This is a genomic window from Microbacterium songi (assembly GCF_042747925.1).
Lineage (GTDB): Bacteria > Actinomycetota > Actinomycetes > Actinomycetales > Microbacteriaceae > Microbacterium.
The window spans coordinates 447579-466698 of record NZ_JBHZIE010000001.1; the positions used below are offsets into that span (position 1 = coordinate 447579).

At 69.6% G+C, this 19120-nt stretch carries 19 protein-coding genes; 13 read left to right on the forward strand and 6 right to left on the reverse strand.

The window, feature by feature from the left end; translation table 11 throughout:
• The first annotated feature begins 80 nt into the window (after positions 1-80).
• The 3 genes from ACFM35_RS02345 to ACFM35_RS02355 all read left to right on the forward strand — a co-directional run bounded on the left by ACFM35_RS02345 (position 81) and on the right by ACFM35_RS02355 (position 6123).
• On the forward strand, positions 81-872 hold the full coding sequence (locus ACFM35_RS02345) for a hypothetical protein (RefSeq protein WP_378838626.1): 792 nt from the start codon (positions 81-83) through the stop codon (positions 870-872).
• A 1-nt stretch (position 873) separates the two neighbouring features.
• Positions 874-2574, forward strand: coding sequence for a DNA polymerase Y family protein (locus ACFM35_RS02350; protein ID WP_378837857.1), 1701 nt, complete (start codon positions 874-876; stop codon positions 2572-2574).
• Between the two features lie 108 nt (positions 2575-2682).
• Entirely contained in the window at positions 2683-6123 is a 3441-nt protein-coding gene (locus ACFM35_RS02355) for an error-prone DNA polymerase (RefSeq protein WP_378837860.1), read from the forward strand.
• Between the two features lie 2 nt (positions 6124-6125).
• On the opposite strand, the gene ACFM35_RS02360 is transcribed toward ACFM35_RS02355, so the two are convergent.
• Together ACFM35_RS02360 and ACFM35_RS02365 are read right to left on the reverse strand one after the other, a co-directional pair.
• Entirely contained in the window at positions 6126-7100 is a 975-nt protein-coding gene (locus ACFM35_RS02360) for a zinc-binding dehydrogenase (RefSeq protein WP_378837862.1), read from the reverse strand.
• Between the two features lie 124 nt (positions 7101-7224).
• Positions 7225-7692, reverse strand: a complete 468-nt coding sequence (locus ACFM35_RS02365) for a MarR family winged helix-turn-helix transcriptional regulator (protein WP_378837865.1) — start codon at positions 7690-7692, stop codon at positions 7225-7227.
• A gap of 158 nt (positions 7693-7850) precedes the next feature.
• On the opposite strand from ACFM35_RS02365, the gene poxB reads away from it, so the two are divergent.
• The 3 genes from poxB to msuE are packed head-to-tail and all read left to right on the forward strand — an operon-like array spanning position 7851 to position 11164.
• Positions 7851-9584, forward strand: a complete 1734-nt coding sequence (gene poxB, locus ACFM35_RS02370) for a ubiquinone-dependent pyruvate dehydrogenase (protein WP_378837868.1) — start codon at positions 7851-7853, stop codon at positions 9582-9584.
• A 4-nt stretch (positions 9585-9588) separates the two neighbouring features.
• Positions 9589-10479, forward strand: coding sequence for a sulfurtransferase (locus ACFM35_RS02375; protein ID WP_378837871.1), 891 nt, complete (start codon positions 9589-9591; stop codon positions 10477-10479).
• A 55-nt stretch (positions 10480-10534) separates the two neighbouring features.
• Positions 10535-11164 carry an FMN reductase gene (gene msuE, locus ACFM35_RS02380; RefSeq protein WP_378837873.1) on the forward strand — a complete coding sequence of 210 codons (630 nt, stop codon included), beginning with the start codon at positions 10535-10537 and terminating at the stop codon, positions 11162-11164.
• A gap of 13 nt (positions 11165-11177) precedes the next feature.
• Here the strand turns inward: msuE and ACFM35_RS02385 are convergent, their stop codons facing one another.
• On the reverse strand, positions 11178-11882 hold the full coding sequence (locus ACFM35_RS02385; RefSeq protein WP_378837876.1) for a TIGR00266 family protein: 705 nt from the start codon (positions 11880-11882) through the stop codon (positions 11178-11180).
• Positions 11883-12026: 144 nt separating this feature from the next.
• Here ACFM35_RS02385 and ACFM35_RS02390 point away from each other — a divergent pair, with 144 nt between their 5' ends.
• From ACFM35_RS02390 to ACFM35_RS02405, 4 genes are read left to right on the forward strand one after another with little or no spacing between them, the layout of a single operon-like run.
• The gene (locus ACFM35_RS02390; protein ID WP_378837878.1) at positions 12027-12356 is read left to right on the forward strand and encodes a PadR family transcriptional regulator; all 330 of its coding nucleotides are present in this window, start codon (positions 12027-12029) and stop codon (positions 12354-12356) included.
• 2 nt (positions 12357-12358) lie between these two features.
• Entirely contained in the window at positions 12359-12733 is a 375-nt protein-coding gene (locus ACFM35_RS02395) for a DUF1048 domain-containing protein (protein WP_378837881.1), read from the forward strand.
• Positions 12730-13551, forward strand: a complete 822-nt coding sequence (locus ACFM35_RS02400; protein ID WP_378837883.1) for an ABC transporter ATP-binding protein — start codon at positions 12730-12732, stop codon at positions 13549-13551. Before ACFM35_RS02395 ends, ACFM35_RS02400 begins: the two co-directional genes overlap by 4 nt.
• Positions 13548-14342: an ABC transporter permease gene (locus tag ACFM35_RS02405; protein WP_378837886.1), complete on the forward strand. Its 795-nt coding sequence runs from the start codon at positions 13548-13550 to the stop codon at positions 14340-14342. Before ACFM35_RS02400 ends, ACFM35_RS02405 begins: the two co-directional genes overlap by 4 nt.
• Positions 14343-14437: 95 nt before the next feature.
• Here the strand turns inward: ACFM35_RS02405 and ACFM35_RS02410 are convergent, their stop codons facing one another.
• A complete protein-coding gene (locus ACFM35_RS02410; RefSeq protein ID WP_378837889.1) occupies positions 14438-15718 on the reverse strand; it encodes an MFS transporter in 1281 nt (426 codons plus the stop codon).
• Positions 15719-15788: 70 nt separating this feature from the next.
• Here ACFM35_RS02410 and ACFM35_RS02415 point away from each other — a divergent pair, with 70 nt between their 5' ends.
• Together ACFM35_RS02415 and ACFM35_RS02420 are read left to right on the forward strand one after the other, a co-directional pair.
• Positions 15789-16403 (forward strand): TetR/AcrR family transcriptional regulator, encoded by a 615-nt coding sequence (locus tag ACFM35_RS02415; protein WP_378837891.1) that lies wholly within the window; start codon positions 15789-15791, stop codon positions 16401-16403.
• Between the two features lie 4 nt (positions 16404-16407).
• Positions 16408-16833 carry a bleomycin resistance protein gene (locus ACFM35_RS02420; RefSeq protein ID WP_378837893.1) on the forward strand — a complete coding sequence of 142 codons (426 nt, stop codon included), beginning with the start codon at positions 16408-16410 and terminating at the stop codon, positions 16831-16833.
• A 72-nt stretch (positions 16834-16905) separates the two neighbouring features.
• Here ACFM35_RS02420 and ACFM35_RS02425 read toward each other — a convergent pair whose 3' ends face one another.
• Both ACFM35_RS02425 and ACFM35_RS02430 read right to left on the reverse strand, forming a co-directional pair.
• Complete coding sequence (locus ACFM35_RS02425; protein ID WP_378837896.1) at positions 16906-17634, reverse strand: anti-sigma factor; 729 nt, start codon at positions 17632-17634, stop codon at positions 16906-16908.
• Entirely contained in the window at positions 17621-18145 is a 525-nt protein-coding gene (locus tag ACFM35_RS02430; RefSeq protein WP_378837898.1) for a sigma-70 family RNA polymerase sigma factor, read from the reverse strand. The genes ACFM35_RS02425 and ACFM35_RS02430 overlap by 14 nt, the downstream gene beginning before the upstream one ends.
• A 228-nt stretch (positions 18146-18373) precedes the next feature.
• Between ACFM35_RS02430 and ACFM35_RS02435 the strand changes: the two genes are divergently transcribed.
• Positions 18374-19084 carry a CHRD domain-containing protein gene (locus tag ACFM35_RS02435; RefSeq protein WP_378837900.1) on the forward strand — a complete coding sequence of 237 codons (711 nt, stop codon included), beginning with the start codon at positions 18374-18376 and terminating at the stop codon, positions 19082-19084.
• The last annotated feature ends 36 nt before the right edge of the window (positions 19085-19120 follow it).

A 19120-nucleotide genomic window follows, 5' to 3' on the forward strand; every position in this document is an offset into this window, starting at 1 on the left:
TGTCGGAGGTCGGGACTAGTTTCGAATCTCAGGTAGAGGATATAGAACATCTGTTCTAGCCTGAGGGAGTGAGTCCGATCATGCTGCAGAACGCCACCGCCCGTGCGGAGCAGGGTGCAGCGCGCGCGGACGTTCATTCTGAAGCGAGTCGGCTGCGTGCGCAACTGGAGCGGGTGCAGGGCCGTCGGCTCGACGAGCCGGTGCTGCCGACGCATCCCGCGCTCGCCGGCCTGCTCCCCGGTGGGGGGCTGAAGCCCGGTTCGGCGTACTCGCTGCCCTCCTCGGTCTCGCTCCTGCTCGCGCTGCTCGCCCAGCCGTCGCAGCAGGGCTCGTGGTGCGCGGTGATCGGCATGCCCGAACTCGGCGCCGAAGCGGCCGAGAGGCTGGGGGTCGACCTCGACCGGCTCGTCCTCATCCCCGACCCCGGGCCGCGCTGGCTGGCCGTCGCCGCCACCGTCGCCGACGTGCTGCCCATCGTCGCCGTGCGCCCCCAGGGGCGGGCGACCGGGGCAGAAGCGTCACGGCTGGGGGCTCGGCTGCGCGACCGCGGTTCGGTGCTTCTGGTGGAGGGCCCGTGGGCGCAGGCGGAGGCCACGCTGCGCGTCGATCAGCCCGAGTGGACCGGTCTCGGCGACGGGTTCGGCTACCTCGCGGGACGGGCGCTGACGGTCACCGCGTCGAGCAGGAGATGGCCGGTGCCCCGGCGTTCGCGGATGCTGCTGCCCGCCCCCGACGGCACCGTCTCGGTGGTGCCCGACGAGCGGGTGCAGATCTCGGCGGTGCCGAACGCGGTGCCGATCAACGCGATGCCGAAGACGGCGCAGGATCGGTTCGCGGCGGACGATTCCCTCGACATCCGGGCGGTGGGCTGACATGCCGGACATCTCCGAAGACAGGAACGCCCCGGTGCGCAGCATCGTGCTGTGGTTCCCGGACTGGCCGGTCACCGCTCTCGCCCGCGACGGGGAGGCGAGCAGCGAAGGGCGCTCCGTGAGCGATGGTGTGCTCGATCTCCCGGCCGCGGAGCGCCCGATCGCCGTCGTCGAGCACAACGCCGTCGTGGCGTGCTCGGCAGCAGCTCGCGCCGAAGGTGTGCGGCGGGGTCAGCGACGACGTGACGCGCAAGCCCGCTGCCCTCGCCTCGACATCGTCGCGGCCGATCATGCGCGCGACAATCGGGCGTTCGCGCCGGTCGTGTCGCTGCTCGAAGAGCGTGCCCCTGGAGTGCAGATCGTACGCGCGGGTCTGTGCGCGCTGCGGGCGCGAGGACCCGCGCGGTACTACGGCGGCGAGGCCGAGGCCGTGCGCGTGCTGCTGGACGTCCTCGCCGCTCATGGCCTCACCGGCGTGCGTGTCGGTGTCGCCGACGGCCCGTTCACGGCCGAGCAGGCAGCACGCAGCGCCGGCGCGGCGGGCGCCGGACCGCTGCGGATCGTCCCCCCGGGGACGGCCGCCGCGTTCCTTGCCCCGCTGCCCGTCACCGTGCTCGACGACGCTCTGACCGGGCTCGCCACCGGGCTCGACCTTCCCGAGCTGCTCGCCCGACTCGGCGTGCACACGCTGGGGGAGTTCGCGGCGTTGGCCCCGGAACGCGTGCGCGAGCGGTTCGGAGGGCGCGGCATCCGTCTGCACTCCCTGGCCGCCGGTCACGATTCCCGCGCCGTCGAGCCACGGGTGCCGCCCCCGGAACTCCACCGCGAAGTGGCTTTCGAGCCCCCTCTCGAACTGGCCGATCAGGTCGCGTTCGGAATGCGCATCGCCGCCGACGAGTTCCTCACCGGGCTCGCGGCGGAACGGCTCGTCTGCACCGAGCTGCGGGTCGTGCTGGTCGGCGAGCGGGGCGAGCGCAACGAACGGGTGTGGCTGCATCCGGCGTCGTTCGACGCTGCGGCGGTCGTCGACCGTGTGCGCTGGCAGCTGGGCGAGGCGCTGGAGGACGCGCAGAAGAAGGCGCAGCGCGAAGGCTCCCGCGGCGGACGCGAGGGTGACGTGCCGGTGCCCCGCGGACTCGCCAGCGGGGTGGCGCTCGTGCGGATCGAACCGGCGGCGGTGGATGCTGCGTCCCACCACGCTCCGGCCATCTTCGGTTCGGGGCCGGAGGAGCGCGTGCACCACGCCCTCTCGCGCGTGCAGGCGATGCTGGGGCACCGCGGTGTCGTCACCACGGCGATCGGGGGTGGTCGCTGGTTGGCGGAACGGCAGGTGCTCGTGCCGTGGGGCGATCGTGCCGTGGTCGCCAAAGAACGCGCGCGACCGTGGCCGGGGAGCCTGCCCGACCCGCTGCCCACGACGGTCTTCGCCGAGCCGCGCGCGGTCGAAGTGACTGCGGCGGACGGCGCCGCGATCGCGGTCGATGACCGCGGCACCCTCGTGGCCGCACCCGCGATGATGCGCGAAGGGGGTCGTCGGCGCGAGGTGGTGGCGTGGGCGGGCCCGTGGCCCGTGGTCGAGAGGAGCTGGGATGCGGTGCGTCGCCGTCGGGCGCATCGATTCCAGGTCGTCGACGCCGATCAGATCGCCTGGCTGCTGGTGTGCGAAGACGGCGCCTGGCAGGCGGAGGCCCGCTATGACTGAGGGCGGCGTTTCGTCTCGTCGCTGCGCTCCTCGCTCAACGATCGGGGGCGGGGGTCCGGTGGTTGAGCGAGCGCAGCGAGACGGAACGCAGCCGACGGGAGGCACCTGATGGGCTTCCACAACCCCTCGGTGCCGTGGTCGGAGCTCGAGAAGCTGCTCAGCGACACCCGCCGCCCCGGCGACGTGCCGGCGGGGGCCGACGGCGGCGACAGCCCCGCATGGTCCCGCAAACGCGGACCCTACGTCGCGCCCTCGATCGAGCGTCCGGACGATGTCGTGCCGTACGCCGAGCTGCACGCGCATTCGTCGTACTCCTTCCTCGACGGCGCGTCGTCTCCCGAAGACCTCGCCGAAGAGGCGGAGCGGCTCGGGCTGCACGCGCTGGCGGTCACCGACCACGACGGCTTCTACGGCATCGTGCGCTTCGCCGAAGCAGCCGAGACGCTGCAGCTGAAGACCGTGTTCGGCGCCGAGCTCTCGCTCGAACTGCCCGGGCCCCAGAACGGCGAACCCGATCCCGTCGGTGCGCACCTCTTGGTGCTCGCCCGGGGCGAAGAGGGCTATCACCGTCTCGCCGGCGCGATCACGCATGCCCAGCTCGCCGGTGAGGAGAAGGGGCGTCCCCGCTACGACCTCGAACACCTCGCCGCGCAGGCGGGGGGCCCGCACGACCCGCACTGGGCGATCCTCACCGGGTGCCGCAAGGGAGCGGTGCGTCGGGCACTGGCGGGAGGCGCAGCGGGCGCGGCATCCGCTCTCTCCAACTCCGCGATCCGCGAAGCGGGCGCAGAGCTCGACCGACTCGTGACGCTGTTCGGACCCGAGGCGGTGCACGTCGAGTTGATCGACCACGGCGATCCGCTCGACTCGCGCACCAACGACGTGCTCGCCGCTTTCGCCGCCGAACGGGAGCTGCCCGTGATCGCGACGAACAACGTGCACTACGCCGCCCCCGATCGTCAGCTGCTCGCCGCCGCGGTCGCCGCCGTCCGCGCCCAGCGAGGGCTCGACGAGCTCGACGGATGGCTGCCCGCCCACGCCGGAGCACATCTGCGATCGGGGGCGGAGATGCAGGCGCGGTTCGCCCGCTACCCCGGGGCGGTGGCGCGCACGGTGTCGCTCGCCGACGAACTCGCCTTCCCCCTGCGCCGGGCCAAGCCCGCGCTGCCGAAGCAGGATGTGCCGGAGGGCCACACCCCGATGTCATGGCTGCGTCACCTGGTCTGGGAGGCGGTGCCCCGCAGATACCCCGATGCGACCGACGAGGACCGTGCGCGCATCGAGAAAGAGCTCGGGGTCATCGAGATGAAGGACTTCCCCGGCTACTTCCTGATCGTGCACGGCATCGTGCAGGAGGCCCGGCGTCGCGGCATCCTGTGCCAGGGTCGCGGGTCCGCCGCCAACAGCGCCGTCTGCTACCTGCTCGACATCACCGCCGTCGACTCGATCGCCTACAAGCTGCCGTTCGAGCGGTTCCTCTCGAGCCTGCGCGACGAAGAGCCCGACATCGACGTGGACTTCGACTCGGACCGGCGGGAAGAGATCATCCAGTGGGTCTACGAGAAGTACGGGCGTCATCGGGCCGCCCAGGTCGCCAACGTCATCCAGTACCGGCCGAAGAACGCGATCCGCGACATGGCGAAAGCGCTGGGGCATTCTCCCGGACAGCAGGACGCCTGGTCGAAGCAGGTCGAGGGGTGGGGGGCATCGCTCGAGAGCGGTCCGGGCCATGACATCCCCGACCAGGTCATCGAGTTCGCCACCGAGCTGCTCAAAGCGCCCCGGCACCTCGGCATCCACTCCGGCGGAATGGTGCTCACCGACCGGCCGGTGGGCGAAGTCGTGCCGATCGAGCACGCGCGCATGGACAACCGCACGGTGATCCAGTGGGACAAGGACGACGCGGCCTGGATGGGGCTGGTGAAGTTCGATCTGCTGGGGCTCGGGATGCTCGCCGCGCTGCAGTACTGCTTCGATCTGATCCGCGGCGCCACCGGGGAGGAGTGGGAGCTCGCGACGATCCCCAAGGAGGAGAAGGCGGTCTACGACATGCTCTGCCGCGCCGATTCGATCGGGGTGTTCCAGGTCGAGTCCCGCGCCCAGATGGGCTTGCTCCCGCGGCTGCAGCCGCGACGCTACTACGACCTCGTCGTCGAGATCGCCCTGATCCGACCGGGGCCGATCCAGGGCGGGGCGGTGCACCCTTTCGTCCGGCGCAAGCTCGGCCAGGAGGAGGTGACGTACGCGCACCCCAAGCTCAAGCCGGTGCTGGAGCGCACACTGGGCATCCCGATCTTCCAGGAGCAGCTCATGCAGATGGCGGTGGCCGTCGGCGAGTGCACCGGCGAAGACGCCGACCTGCTGCGCAGGGCGATGGGCTCCAAGCGAGGACATGAGCGGATCGACTCGATCCGCGAGAAGCTCTACGCCGGGATGGCGACGAACGGGCTGGTGGGCGCCGAGGCCGACGCGATCTACACGAAGATCCAGGCGTTCGCGAACTTCGGGTTCGCGGAATCGCACTCGCTGTCGTTCGCGCTGCTGGTGTACGCGAGCTCATGGATAAAGCTGCACTACCCGGGAGCATTCCTCGCGGGACTGCTGCGGGCGCAGCCGATGGGGTTCTACTCGCCGGCGACGCTCGTGGCCGATGCGCGCCGGCACGGCGTCCAGATGCTGCGACCCGACCTGCTGCGCTCCGACGTGCAGGCGACGCTCGAGCCGGTGGGCGACGGCCCACGGGAGGAGGGGATGGATGCCTGCACCCACCGCGTGCAGGCGCCGGTGGGCGACTTCGACATCACCGCCCCCGACGAGTCGCTCGCGCACCGCCGGGACAGCGGGTTCGCGGTGCGTCAGGGGCTGGCGGCGGTGAAGGGCATCGGCATCAAGGTCGCCGAGCGGATCGTCGCCGCGCGGCAGAAGAGCGGCCCGTACCGCGACCTGCGCGATCTCGTGCGTCGCACCGGTGTCACCGCGGCGCAGCTGGAGGCCCTCGCGACCGCCGGCGCGTTCGAGTGTCTCGGGCTCAGCCGGCGCGAGGCGATCTGGCTGGCCGGGTCGGCCGCTCAGGACCGTCCCGAGTTCCTCCCCGACTCGATGGTGTCGGTGCAGCCTCCGCTGTTCACCGACCCCACGAGCTACGAGGTGCTCGCCGCCGACCTGTGGGCGACGGGCGTCTCCACCACCGATCATCCGATGACCCACTACCGGTCACGGCTCGATGCCCGCGGGGTGCTCACCTCCACCGAGCTGCGCACCCACGAGACCGGCAGACGCGTCGAGATCGCGGGACTCGTGACCCACCGGCAACGGCCGGCCACCGCATCCGGCATCACGTTCTTGAACCTCGAAGACGAGCACGGACTGGTCAACGTGATCTGCTCGGTGGGCGTCTGGAACCGGCACAGGGCGGTGCTGCGGGATTCTCCCGCGCTGATCGTGCGGGGGATGCTGGAGCGCTCGGTCGAGGGAGTGACGAACCTGGTGGCCGACAACTGCGAAGACCTGCGGGTGGGGGTGGAGCACCAGTCCCGCGACTTCCGCTGACGCTACGGCCGCAGCAGCACCTTTCCGACCCGGCCGGCGGTCTGACTGGCGAGGACGGCGTCGTGGATGTCGTCGAAGCCGTAGATCCCGGCGACGGGGAGGGTGAGCTCGCCCGCGAGCACGTGGCCCATCAACTGCGAGAAGAGGGCGCCGCGGGTCGCGGCATCCAGGTTCTTGCTCACCTTGCTGCCCCAGAAGCCCTTGATGGTGACCTGCTTGAAGATGACGTCACCCGAGCGGATCTCCATGACCGGCGACTGCATCGCGCCGAAGACGACGAGCGTGCCGTCCTCGGCGATGAGCGACAGGACGTCCTGCGATGACGACCCTCCGACGGAGTCGACGCCCGCGATGATCGGCGCGCCGCCCGTGAGCGCGTCCACCTCGTCGCGCCAGTCATCGGCGTCGGTGGCGATGATGTTCCCGATGCCCTGCTCGGCAAGCTCGGTGACACCATCCTCACGGCGGACGAGGCCGATCACGTGGAACCCGCGGGCGGCGGCGATCTGCGCGACCATGCGGCCGACCGCGCCGTTGGCCGCGTTCTGCACCAGCCAGTCACCCTCGTGCAGGTCGAGCGAATGCACCAGACTGACGGCGCTGAACGGCATCGAGACCAGTTGCGCGGCCACTTCGTCCGACAGGCTGTCGGGCACCGGGATCAGGCCCGCGGCCTTCGCCGTGAAGTACTCCGCCCACGCACCGAACGCACCGCCGGCGACCCGCTGGCCGATCTCGAGGCCGGTCACATCGGGTCCGAGCGCGTCGACGACACCGACGGCTTCGGTGCCCGCACGGGCCGGCAGGTCGGGCACGAAGCCGTAAGTGCCGCGGACCGTCCAGAGGTCGTGGTTGTGGATCGTGGCGAGCACGGTGCGGACGCGCACCTCGCCGGGGCCGGGCTGGGGGAGCGGCCGCTCCTCGACGGTCAGGACCTTCTCGGGCGCGGCGAACGTGGAGTGGATGAGACCGCGCATGGCGTCCTTTCGATCGGATCGGTTCGGGGTGCGGATGCCGCGGGTGAACGCGGTCCGGTGCGGTGCAGCGGGTTGCGGTGTGGGCGCTGGCCGGCGGCATGCAGCTGAGGGTCGCGCGGCGGCGTCAGCGGGCCGCGGCGTGTGCCGGCTCGAGCGCCCCGGCCGGTGCGGCGGCGTGCATCGCGGCCGTGAGGTTCTGCAGCGTGGCGATCAAGGCATGCGCGGATGCCTCGTCGGAGATGCCCATGCCCGCGGCGATCCGCGCCGGGATGTGGCGGAGTTCCGCCCGGAGCTCGGCCCCGCGGTCGCTGAGGGCGATGGTCACGATGCGCTCGTCCTGCGAGCGGCGGTCCCGATGCACGAGGCCCGACTGCTCCATTCGCCGCAGGAGCGGCGACAGCGTGCCGGAGTCGAGCTGCAGATGCTCGCCGAGCGACGAGACGGTCTGCTGGCCTTCCATCCACAACGTCACCAGTACGAGGTACTGGGGATATGTGAGGCCCCAGGGCTCGAGCAGCGCACGATAGGTCTGCGTGGTCGCGCGCGTCGCCGCATAAAGCGAGAAGCACACCATGTCGTCGGTCACTGCCATTGCTCCAGCATTCCATGCATCTCGATTGTGTACAACTGGGTTGCCGCGACGGGTGGCCGCCTGCCGGGATCAGGCGACCTCCGGACGGCTCTCGCTGAAACGTGGAGGGATGGCGAAGAATGCCGGGGGTGGCTCGCGCCGAGGCATAGCCTGGACGCATGGCTGAGACCGTCGCAGACTTCTTCGTCCACACTCTCAAGCGCGCGGGGGTTAAGCGCATCTGGGGGCTCCCCGGCGATTCGCTCAACGCCTTCACCGACGCCCTGCGCCGCGACAAGGGCATCGAGTGGCTGCACGTGCGCCACGAGGAGGCCGCCGCTTTCGCGGCGGCGGGCGAGGCCGAGATCACCGGCGAACTCGCCGTCGTCGCCGGCAGCTGCGGCCCCGGCAACCTGCACTTCATCAACGGGCTCTTCGACGCCCAGCGCAGCCGCGTCCCGGTGCTCGCGATCGCCTCGCACATCCCGTCGGAGGAGATCGGCAGCGGCTACTTCCAGGAGACCCACCCGCAGGAGCTCTTCCGCGAGTGCAGCGTCTACACCGAGCTCGTCGGCGATCCCGCCCAGCTGCCGTGGGTGCTCGAGATCGCGATGCGCACCGCGATCGAGAAGCGCGGCGTGGCCGTCGTGGTGGTGCCCGGCGACGTCTTCTTCGCGGATGCTCCGAAGCGACGTGACGCCGCACCGATCCGCGCGACACGGTCGGTCACCGTCCCGGCCGCGCCCGACCTCGATGCCGCCGCCGCGCTGCTGAACGGCGCGGGCAAGGTCACGATCCTCGCCGGTGCCGGCGTGGCCGGAGCGCACGCCGAGGTGCTCGCGCTCGCCGAGCGGCTGCAGGCGCCCATCGTGCACGCGTTCCGTGGCAAGGAGCACATCGAGCACGACAACCCCTTCGACGTCGGGATGACGGGACTTCTGGGTTTCGCGTCGGGCTACCGGGCCATGGAGAAGTGCGACACGCTCCTCATGCTCGGCACCGACTTCCCGTACCGGCAGTTCTACCCCTCCAAGGCGAAGATCATCCAGGTCGACATCCGCGGTGAGCAGCTGGGGCGCCGCACCCCGATCGACCTCGGCCTCGTCGGGGGAGTGAAGGAGACGGCATCCGCTCTCCTGCCCCTGCTGTCGACCGGTCGCAGCAGCGCGCATCTGACCGACAGCGTGGAGCACTACCGCAAGACGCGGAAGGAGCTCGACGCCTTCGCGAACAACGACGGGCGCGCACCGATCCATCCGCAGTACGTGGGGCGCCTGATCGACGAGCTCGCCGCTCCCGACGCCGTTTTCACCGCGGATGTGGGCACCCCCGTCATCTGGTCGGCGAGGTATCTGCACATGACCGAGAAGCGGCGCCTCATCGGCTCGTTCACGCACGGGTCGATGGCCAACGCGATGCCGCAGGCGCTGGGCGCGCAGGCCGTGGACCGTGAGCGGCAGGTCGTCGCGCTCGCGGGCGACGGGGGTCTGGCGATGCTCATGGGCGATCTGCTCTCGATCCGTCAGAACAACCTGCCGATCAAGATCGTGGTGTTCAACAACTCGTCGCTGGGCTTCGTCGAGGTGGAGATGAAGGCCGCCGGCATCGTCGCCTTCGGCACCGACCTGCACAACCCGAATTTCGCGGATGTGGCGGAGTCGGTCGGCGTCACGGGTATCCGCGTCGACGATCCGGGCGAGCTCGAGGGCGCGCTGCGCCGTGCATTCGCCGACCCCGGCCCCGTGCTGGTCGACGTCGTCGTCGCCCGTGAGGAGCTGTCGATCCCGCCATCCATCACGGCCGCGCAGGCGAAGGGCTTCGCCCTGTACGCCATGCGCACCGTGATGTCGGGTCGCGGAGACGAGCTGCTCGACCTCGCCGACACGAACGTGTGGCGGCGGATCTTCCACTGAGACCATGCCGAACATCCTCATCACCCCCGAAGAGCTCGCCGCGCTGATCGCGCATTCTGCGCCCGACGAGAACCCCGTACGCGTCCTCGATGTGCGGTGGCGGCTCGACCGCCCCGACGGGCGGCCCGACCACCGTGCCGGCCACATCCCGGGCGCGGTCTACGTCGACCTCGACCACGAGCTCGCTGAGCACGGCGTTCCCTCGGACGGGCGGCATCCGCTGCCGTCGGCTTCTGCGCTGCAGGAGGCCGCCCGGCGCTGGGGGGTTGGCAACGGCGACACCGTTGTGGTCTACGACGACCTGAAGTCGCTGTCGGCCGCCCGGGCCTGGTGGGTGCTGAAGGATGCCGGCATCGCCGACGTCCGGATCCTCGACGGGTCGCTCCAGGCGTGGACGAGCGCCGGCTTCGCCCTCGAGACCGGTGACGTCACCGCGGTCCCCGGCAACGTGGTCCTGGGCCGCGGGCACCTGGCCGCGCTCTCCATCGACGAAGCGGCCGACCTCGCGAGCGACGGAGTGCTCATCGATGTGCGGGCGGCGGAGCGGTACCGCGGCGACGTCGAGCCGGTCGACCCACGTGCGGGTCACATCCCCGGGACGGTCAACCGTCCGACCTCCGAGAACGTCGACGACGATGGACGGTTCCTCGATCCGGCGGTGCTCCGCGAAGCCTTCGCCGAAGTGGGGGCCCGTACCGGTGCCCCAGTCGGCGTCTACTGCGGCTCGGGCGTCACGGCGTCGCACGCCTACGTCGCGCTCACCCTTGCGGGGTTCTCACCGCAGCTCTACGCCGGCTCGTGGAGTCAATGGTCGAATCACCCCGATCGTCCGGTCGCGACCGGACCGCGTCCTGACGACGGCCGGCACGAGGGTCGCGAGCAGACGCCCGTATGACGCTCTGTGTCCGGCCGCGCCCCCGGCCCCGGCTGCGGAGACGTACGGTCGGTGCATGACAAGGATCGCCTCCGACCACGAGTCCGCGACATCCGCTGCGCCCGGCTCGGGGCGCGGCCCGCTGAAGGTCGTCGGAGTCTCGGGGTCGCTGCACGAGGGCAGCAAGACGAGCGCGCTCGTGGCGGCGATCATCGCTTCGGTCGGTAGTCGCGTGGCGATCGAGTCGCGTCAGATCGAGCTGGCCGAGATCGGGCCCTCGTTCGCCGGCGCGCTCACGCGGGAGGATCTTCCTCCTGAGATCGAAGAGGCCCTGCGCGAGATCGAGGGCGCCGACCTCCTCGTCGTGGGCAGCCCGGTCTACCGCGCATCGTTCACCGGGCTCTTCAAGCACCTGTTCGACTTCGTCGGTCAGTACGCGCTCATCGGCCAGCCCGTCCTCCTCGCGGCAACCGGCGGGGGAGAGCGTCACGCGCTCATCATCGAGCACCAGCTGCGGCCGTTGTTCGGATTCTTCCAGTCGACGACCCTGCCGCTCGGCGTGTACGCCAGCGCCTCCGACTTCGACGGCGCGACCCTGCGCGACGGGTCGGTGCAGCAGCGCATCGATCAGGCCGTCACCCGCGGGCTGCCCATGATCGAGCAGGCGGCACTGCTGCGCGTGTCGGAGTACGTCTCGACCTGGTGACGGGCGCGGCGGCTCAGTTGCCGTCGGAGCGCTTGTCGGGCAGGTAGGGCTCGATCGCACCGGCGAGCTTGGCGGCGGTCATCGACTGCAGCCACACGTGCCCGGGGCCGTGCAGCTCCGCAAGGAACAGCGAGTCGCCGAAGAACTTGTTTCGGATGCCCTTCACCGTGGCGAACTGCAGGTCCATGCCCGCGCGGAACATCGCGAGGTGTCCGGGGTGGATCAGCAGCGACTGACCGGCGGCGAGGTCGTACTCGACGATCTCGCCGGCGAGCTGAACCCAGGCGGTGCCCTGCCCCGCGAGCTTCTGGAAGACGACCCCGGCGCCGCCGAAGATGCCCGCGCCGAGTCGCTTCTGCAGGCCGACCGAGACCTCGACGCCGGTGGTGCTGGCGGTGTACGAGCCGGCCTGGATCATGAATTCGTCGGCGGGGTCGATCGTCATCTCGCGGATCGTGCCGGGCAGCTGGGCGGCGAACGCGATCATCGCGCCGTTCTGCGGAGCGGTGTACTTCGTGAGGAACAGCTGCGCGCCACCGAGCACGCGCTTGAGGCCCCCCATGAAGCCGCCGCTGCCGCCGCCGTGGGCGGTGGAGGTGTCCATGTCGAAGCCCGGCGAGAGCCACGCCACGTCACCGCCCTCGGCGACGATGGCCTCTCCGGCGTCGAGTGTCAGTTCGAGGATGGGCATCGTGGTGCCGGCGATCGTCGTCTTCATGAGGCCAAACCTAGGGGCGCGGCATCCGTCCTGTACAGACCGATGGCCGCCGCACGGGACCGCGGAACGACCTCTGGACAGGAAGCTATTCAGTGTTACTATGTACCGGTAGGTAGCATCACTGAGTAGCAGGGAATCACGGCCATGGGCAAACAGGCGACCGAGATGCTGAAGGGTGTGCTCGAGGGCATCGTGCTCGCGATCCTGTCGGCGCGACCCGCGTACGGCTACGAGATCACGGCGTGGCTGCGCGAGCAGGGATTCACCGACATCGCCGAGGGCACGGTCTACGCGCTGCTCGTGCGCATCGAACAGCGCGGGCTCGTCGACGTGGAGAAGGTGCCGTCCGAAAAGGGGCCGCCCCGCAAGGTCTACTCGCTCAACACACAGGGGCGCGCGGCGCTCACCGAATTCTGGGGGACCTGGAGCTTCCTCACAGAACGACTGAACCAGCTCCGCGAAGGAGGACAGTGATCATGGCTGCAGGATGGATCGAGAAGGTCACCGGATCGCTCGAGCAGAAGAAGCAGTACCGGGCCTACAAGGCGCGCATCGAGCGGCTGCCCGCGAACTACCGGACCGCCGCCGAAGCGCTCGACCGGTACCTGATGTACTACGGCTCGATCGCGGCGGGCGACACGTTGCTGTCGATGCTCGACGATCTCGCCGACCTGTTCGAGCAGTGCGCGGCCGACCGCACACCGATCCGCGAGATTGTGGGCGATGACCCGGTGGAATTCGCCGAGACGTTCCTGCGCAACTATGCGGGTGGGCAGTGGATCAACAAGGAGCGCGAGCGCCTCACGGCGGCCATCGAGCGCGCAGAAGCCGATGAGGCGGGCGCGTCATGAGTGCCGCATCCGCCCCCGCCATCCGCGTGCGCGGACTGCAGAAGTCGTTCGCCGCGCTCGAGGTGCTGCGCGGTGTGGACTTCGACGTCGAGCGCGGCACGATCTTCGCGCTGCTCGGGTCGAACGGCGCCGGCAAGACGACGATCGTCAAGATCCTCTCGACACTGATGAGAGCGGATGCCGGAGCCGCCGTCATCGACGGGTTCGACGTCGCCGACCAGCCGCAGGAGGTGCGCGCGTCGATCAGCCTGACCGGTCAATTCGCGGCCGTGGACGAAGTGCTCACCGGGCGCGAGAACCTCGTGATGGTCGCCCAGCTGCGGCACCTGCGGAACGCCGGGGAGATCGCCGATGACCTGCTGCGGCGATTCGCGCTGTCGGATGCGGGTGGCCGCAAGGTCGCGACGTACTCCGGCGGCATGCGCCGGCGCCTCGACATCGCGATGAGTCTGATCGGGGACCCGCCCGTCATCTTCCTCGACGAGCCCACGACCGGGCTCGATCCGCAGGCGCGGAGCGAGGTGTGGAACACGATCACCGAGCTCGCCGGCCGCGGCACGTCGGTGCTGCTGACGACGCAGTACCTCGACGAGGCCGAGCACCTCGCCGACCGCATCGCGATCCTGCACGAGGGGCGCATCCTCGTGAACGGCACGCTCGCCGAGCTCAAAGAGCTGCTGCCGCCCGCCACGGTGCGGTACGTGCAGGAGCAGCCGACGCTCGAGGACGTCTTCCTATCACTGGTCGGGGGAGCGACCCCCGCCGGGGACTCCGTTCGCCGAGACGACCGGAACGGATCCGAGGAGAAGGCATCATGACCGCACTCACTCTGACCCGGCCCGCCGTGAGCGGGTACTTCTTCGGCGACACCGCCGTGCTGCTCGGGCGGTCGCTGCGCCACATCACGCGCAGCCTCGACACGATCATCACGACCGCCGTCATGCCGGTCGCGATCATGCTGCTCTTCGTCTTCGTGTTCGGCGGCGCCATCGACACGGGGTCATCGTCCTACATCGACTACATGTTGCCCGGCATCCTGCTCATCACGATCGCGTCGGGCGTCGCCTACACGGCGTTCCGGCTCTTCCTCGATCTGCAGAGCGGCATCTTCGAGCGGTTCCAATCGATGCCGATCGCACGCTCCAGCATCCTCTGGGCGCACGTGCTCACCTCGCTGGTCGCGAACCTGATCTCACTGGTGATCGTGGTGGGCGCGGCGTTCGCGATGGGGTTCCGCACCGGCGCGGGGGTGTCCGCGTGGCTCGCCGTCGTCGGCATGCTGGTGGTATTCACGCTCGCGCTCACGTGGATCGCGGTCATCGCCGGGCTCTCCGCCTCGTCGGTGGACGGGGCGAGCGCGTTCTCGTATCCGCTGATCTTCCTGCCGTTCGTCAGCTCGGCCTTCGTGCCGACCGACACGATGCCCGGTCCGGTGCAGTGGTTCGCCGAGAATCAGCCGGTCACCTCGATCGTCGACACGATCCGCACGCTGTTCGCGCAGCAGCCGGTCGGCGCCGATATCTGGATCGCCCTGGCCTGGTGCATCGGCATCCTCGTGCTCGCGTACGTGTTCGCGATGGTCGTGTACCGGCGGCGCATGACGGCGTAGTGCCCTTCGGTCAGCCGGTCGCGTCGTCGCCCGGCCCGGTCGTGAGCCAGGAGCGAGCGACGAGACGAAACGCCGCGTCGCCCCCACTCGCTCACTCACCGCGCGACCGGCGACTCCGCACGCTCATCGGGAACGACCGCCGGCGAGGTGGCCGTGTTCACGATGTGCGCCCGTCCGATGACGATGGCGGCGACGACCATGATGGCCGCCCCGAGCCAGTACGGCGCGGCGTGGCTGACGGTGGCGTAGAGCGCGGCGGCGATGAGCGGGGCGACGGTGGACATCGCCGCGTTGAGCGATTGTGTGGATCCGCCGAGCCAGCCCTGCTCGTCGTCACCGACGGCGTTCGACATGGCGCCGTCCATCGCGGCCTGTGCGGCGCCCTGACCGGCGGCGAGCGTGAGGGCGCCGACGATGAACAGCCACGGCTGGGCGAAGATCGACGCGACGAGGGCGAGCCCGATGAGGCCGACGGTCTGAGCGACGATGCCGCTGATGATGACGCCGCGCTCGCCGATCCGGGGGAGCAGGATGCCGAGCAGCACGCCCTGGATGAGGATGTCGACGATACCGACGGATGCGGTGAGCAGCCCGATCGCGGTCGGGCCCCACTGGATCGAGTCCAGCGCGAGGACGCTGAAGTTGTTGACGAAGAAGCCGAAGGGAAGCGCGATCAGGCCGAACCCGATGAGCAGTCCGCGCAGCTCCCTCCGGCGGAACGCGGTCGTGAAGACGGTGAAGGGCTGCACATCTCGCAGGGAGATGGTGCGGATGCGATTCTCCGGCCTGTGGCTCTCGGGGAGCAGGAAGATGCTCAGGATCGCGACGGTGAGGGCGACCCCGGCGGTGACGAAGACGGGGAGTTGCAGGCTGACCGCAGCGAGCAGGCCGCCGACGGCGGGTCCGATCATCATTCCGATGCCGGAGAGCGCTCCGAGGATGCCGAAGCGCCTGGCCCGCTGCTCGGGAGGAGTGATATCGGCGAGGTAGGCGAAGAGCGCGGGAAGATCGCCGGCGGTCAGCCCCTGGATGGCGCGCGCGAGGACGAGCACCCAGATCGCCCCGCCGATGCCGAACAGGGTCATGGCGAAGGCGGCACCGAAGGCCGCCGCGATGATGACCGGTCGGCGGCCGAAGCGGTCGGAGAGTCGGCCGAGGAAGGGGGCGACGAGGAAGGCGCAGAGCCCGTTGATCGACTCGAGCACCCCCACCCAGAGGGCCAGCTCGTTCTCGTGGGAGACGTACTGGAGCACCACGAAGGGGAGGACGGGAAGGACCACGGTCATGCCGACGACGGTGAGCATGGTCAGGACGACGAGCATGACCCAAGCGCGACGGGCGTTGCGCGGCTGAGCGATCGGATTCAGTGAAGTCACACCATGAGTGTAGTCATACCAACTTAAGAGTCAAACCATGTTCGTACTGAGTGTTCGATAAGCTGTGTACATGTCGACACCAGAGCCGATCGGGCGCCGTGAACGGAAGAAGGCGGCCACACGCAAGTCGATCTCCGACGTCGCCACCCTGATGTTCCTCGAGCGCGGCTTCGACAACGTGAGTATTCGAGAGGTCGCGGAGGCGGCCGATGTGTCGCCCACCACCGTGTTCGCGCACTTCTCGCAGAAGGAGGCGCTCGTCTTCGACGAAGACGACGAGCAACGGGATCGCCTCGTCGCCGCAGTGTCGGAGCGGCCCGCGGGCACCACGATCAATCGCGCGCTGCACGACTTCTATGCGGCCGAGGTCGCCCTGAACGTCGGAGAGCACGGCGATGAGGTCGCCCGCACCTTCATGGCCTTCCTGAACAAGACGCCGGCGCTTCGCGAGTATGCGGCGAAGATGTGGCTGCGGCACGAGGATGCCCTCGCCGACACGATCGCCGACGAGCTCGGACTCGCCGAACCCACCGCCGAGATCCGCGTGTATGCGCGGTTCGTGCTGCAGATGCAGATTCTCGTATCGGAGAGCAGTGATCCGCCGGCGACGCTCGAAGCGGGGTTCGCGATCCTCGACAGCGGCTGGGCGCCGATCGAGCGCCGGCTTGCCGCAGCTGAGAGCTGACATCGTGTCGACCAGAGAAGGTCTGTGGCGTGGGTCGGCCAGCGCGATCCTCCCCGTCGCCGACCTCTCGCGCGCAGCGGATTTCTACCGCGGGCTCGGGTTCGAGGTCGAGATCGCCGACGTCGGGGGCTACGCGTTCGTCGAAGCGGGGGAGATGCGCTTCCACCTGTCCGAGAGCGCTGATCTCGACCCCTTCGTCCACGCCGCGATGGTGTACCTCTACGTCGCCGACGTGGATGCGGTCCACGCGTCCGTCACCCTCGAAGACGCGGATGCGCTCAGCCATGATGAGCTCCTCCGTCGATGGCGCAACGGGGAATCGCTGGCCCGCATCCGTCCGGTGCGCGACGAACCGTGGGGAATGCGGGAGTTCTCGTTCGCCGACCCCGACAACAATCTGGTCAGGGTCGGGACTCCCCTCACGCGCTAGCTGTCGATGTCTCGCTTCCCGCCGTCGCCCGAGGGCGGAAGGGCCGTGATCGCACCCCGACAGACGAGCGTGCTACGTCTGCGGCAGGTCGGCGACGGCGGTGGGTGTCTCAGCGCCGACTTCGCGGATCTCCAGACGCACCGTCTCCGCCCGCAGCACCGCCGCGTTGAGTCGGCAGTGGATGGGCACCGCCGAGCCGAGCATCTCGCCAGCTGAGAACTCCGCGCCGTCGCTGCCGATCAAGACGACGGAGTACGTCGCGCCGACGTCGAGACCCGATGCGTCGACAACGGCCTCGGTGCCCCAGGTGTGCGCCACCAGAGCTGCATCGATCTGCGCTCCGGCGGCTTCGGAACGCACGTCGATCTCTTCGATCGCACCGAGGGTGCCCGGTCCACCCGACGGTGGGGCGTCGACCAGGGGAGGGATCGCAAGCCCCACGACGAGGCCGATCGCGAGGCACGCCGCGCTGAGCATCGGGACGAGCCATCGTCGTGATCGACGAGAGTCGGGCGGCGTCGCCGCGACTCGACCTATCGGTACCGGCCCGGGTGACGCGTCCGACGGCACGTTCGTCGACGCGGCGACGCGCTGCCGAAGCGCATCGCTCGGCGCGACATCGGTCCACGCGACTTCGGCGAGGGCGAGGCGGCGTGCGAGGTCGCGCATGTTCGCGATCTCTTCGTCCACCCACGGGTGAGTGCGGCGGAACCCGTCGAGTTCCACCTTCTCCTCGGGTGTCAGCTCCTCCGCGACGGCGGCGGCGATGAGTGCGGCGATCCGATCGTCAGGACTGTTCATCGTGTTCCTCCGGTGCATCGAGGTGGCTGCGCAGGGCTCGCAGGGCGTGGAAGGCTCGAGTGCGCAGTGTCGCCATCGGCACACCCGTGGCGATGCTGAGCTCGTGATACGTCCGACCCTCGAGGTGAACGGCCACGACGACCTCGCGGTGGGCATCGCTGAGCTGTGCGAGACCTTCCACGATCCGCAGCCGATCGAGCGGGTCCGCGTGCGGCGACGGGAGCTGGTCGAGTTGCGCGTCGTCGCCGATCCGGGGCATCCGAGACCGGGCGCGAAGCGCGTCCGCGATCACGTTGCGCGCGATCGAGAACAGCCACGTGCGCTCCGAGGCGACGGCGGGGTCGAAACGCTCGCGTGCCCGCCACGCGCGAAGAAAGGTCTCCTGCACGCAGTCCTCCGCCAGCGGACGGTCGCGCAGTGCGTTGACGGCGAAACCCAGCAGTGCAGACCCGTGCTCGTCGAAGCTGCGACGCGCGTCGAACGCCACGAACTCGCTCGCCCGATGATCCATCACGCTCCCCGAACGCGTCTGCCCCATCGTGCACGCTCACCTTCAGGCTAGGCGATCGAGACCCCTCCGTTTGAGAAGCCGCAGCTCGGAAGCCATCGAGGGATACGCCCACCGAGTGCTCGGCGTTCATCTCGAAGAAAAGATTCGTGGGAGATGAACGCAATCACGACGACGGTCGTAACACCCTGCAACGGAGGCAACCGGCATCCGCATCAAGAATCGAGCATCATGATGAACAGGACTTCCACCCGCGCGCTGATGATCGGTGCGGTCGCAACCGTCGGAGTACTGGCGTTCGCGGCGCCGGCGCACGCAGAGACCGAGGTCGAGGAGCCGGCGTCGTTCACCAGTGCGTTCACGGTGATGGCCACGCCCGATCAGGTCGTCAACACCGACGGAGTGGCGACTGCGGGCGAGGAGGGCGCGACGGGTACGTTCACGTTCCGCATCAATTCCGACCTCGAGATCATCTGCTACGACATCACGCTCGACGGCGTGACGGGCGACTACCAGAGCCCGGCCAAGACCGCGACCCACATCCACCAGGCCGTCGCGGGCAAGCCCGGACCCCCGCGTATCGCCTTCCCAAACCCGTCGCCCGTGGGTGACGGACCGCGGACGAGCTCCGGCTGCCTGCAGGGACCGTTCACCACAGGAGTGCTGGCGAACGGCGTCGACACCGGCGAGGGGTTCAGCCTCGCCCAGATCGAGGCCGACGCGGCGGGATTCGCCGCTGATTCGCACACGGCCAGTTTCAGCGCCGGAGTGGTGCGTGGTCAGTTGACGTCGGTGCCCGTGGGCGGTGTCGACACCGGTGCCGGTGGGGCGGCAGGGCAGTGGGATGCCGCGGGCGTCACGATCGGGGCGCTCGCGCTCGCCGGCGTCGCTGCAGTGGGTGGCGTCGTGCTGCACCGCCGTCGACACGCGGACGCTCGGTGATCACGCGCTCGCGGGCACCGCGGCATTCTGCCAGTG

Excerpts from the sequence above, each read along its gene's own strand:
- ACFM35_RS02345 (WP_378838626.1), top strand. The coding sequence starts at position 81 with ATGCTGCAGAACGCCACCGCCCGTGCGGAGCAGGGTGCAGCGCGCGCG.
- ACFM35_RS02350 (WP_378837857.1), top strand. The coding sequence starts at position 874 with ATGCCGGACATCTCCGAAGACAGGAACGCCCCGGTGCGCAGCATCGTG.
- ACFM35_RS02355 (WP_378837860.1), top strand. The coding sequence starts at position 2,683 with ATGGGCTTCCACAACCCCTCGGTGCCGTGGTCGGAGCTCGAGAAGCTG.
- ACFM35_RS02360 (WP_378837862.1), bottom strand. The coding sequence starts at position 7,100 with ATGCGCGGTCTCATCCACTCCACGTTCGCCGCGCCCGAGAAGGTCCTG.
- ACFM35_RS02365 (WP_378837865.1), bottom strand. The coding sequence starts at position 7,692 with ATGGCAGTGACCGACGACATGGTGTGCTTCTCGCTTTATGCGGCGACG.
- poxB (WP_378837868.1), top strand. The coding sequence starts at position 7,851 with ATGGCTGAGACCGTCGCAGACTTCTTCGTCCACACTCTCAAGCGCGCG.
- ACFM35_RS02375 (WP_378837871.1), top strand. The coding sequence starts at position 9,589 with ATGCCGAACATCCTCATCACCCCCGAAGAGCTCGCCGCGCTGATCGCG.
- msuE (WP_378837873.1), top strand. The coding sequence starts at position 10,535 with ATGACAAGGATCGCCTCCGACCACGAGTCCGCGACATCCGCTGCGCCC.
- ACFM35_RS02385 (WP_378837876.1), bottom strand. The coding sequence starts at position 11,882 with ATGAAGACGACGATCGCCGGCACCACGATGCCCATCCTCGAACTGACA.
- ACFM35_RS02390 (WP_378837878.1), top strand. The coding sequence starts at position 12,027 with ATGGGCAAACAGGCGACCGAGATGCTGAAGGGTGTGCTCGAGGGCATC.
- ACFM35_RS02395 (WP_378837881.1), top strand. The coding sequence starts at position 12,359 with ATGGCTGCAGGATGGATCGAGAAGGTCACCGGATCGCTCGAGCAGAAG.
- ACFM35_RS02400 (WP_378837883.1), top strand. The coding sequence starts at position 12,730 with ATGAGTGCCGCATCCGCCCCCGCCATCCGCGTGCGCGGACTGCAGAAG.
- ACFM35_RS02405 (WP_378837886.1), top strand. The coding sequence starts at position 13,548 with ATGACCGCACTCACTCTGACCCGGCCCGCCGTGAGCGGGTACTTCTTC.
- ACFM35_RS02415 (WP_378837891.1), top strand. The coding sequence starts at position 15,789 with ATGTCGACACCAGAGCCGATCGGGCGCCGTGAACGGAAGAAGGCGGCC.
- ACFM35_RS02425 (WP_378837896.1), bottom strand. The coding sequence starts at position 17,634 with ATGAACAGTCCTGACGATCGGATCGCCGCACTCATCGCCGCCGCCGTC.
- ACFM35_RS02430 (WP_378837898.1), bottom strand. The coding sequence starts at position 18,145 with ATGGATCATCGGGCGAGCGAGTTCGTGGCGTTCGACGCGCGTCGCAGC.
- ACFM35_RS02435 (WP_378837900.1), top strand. The coding sequence starts at position 18,374 with ATGATGAACAGGACTTCCACCCGCGCGCTGATGATCGGTGCGGTCGCA.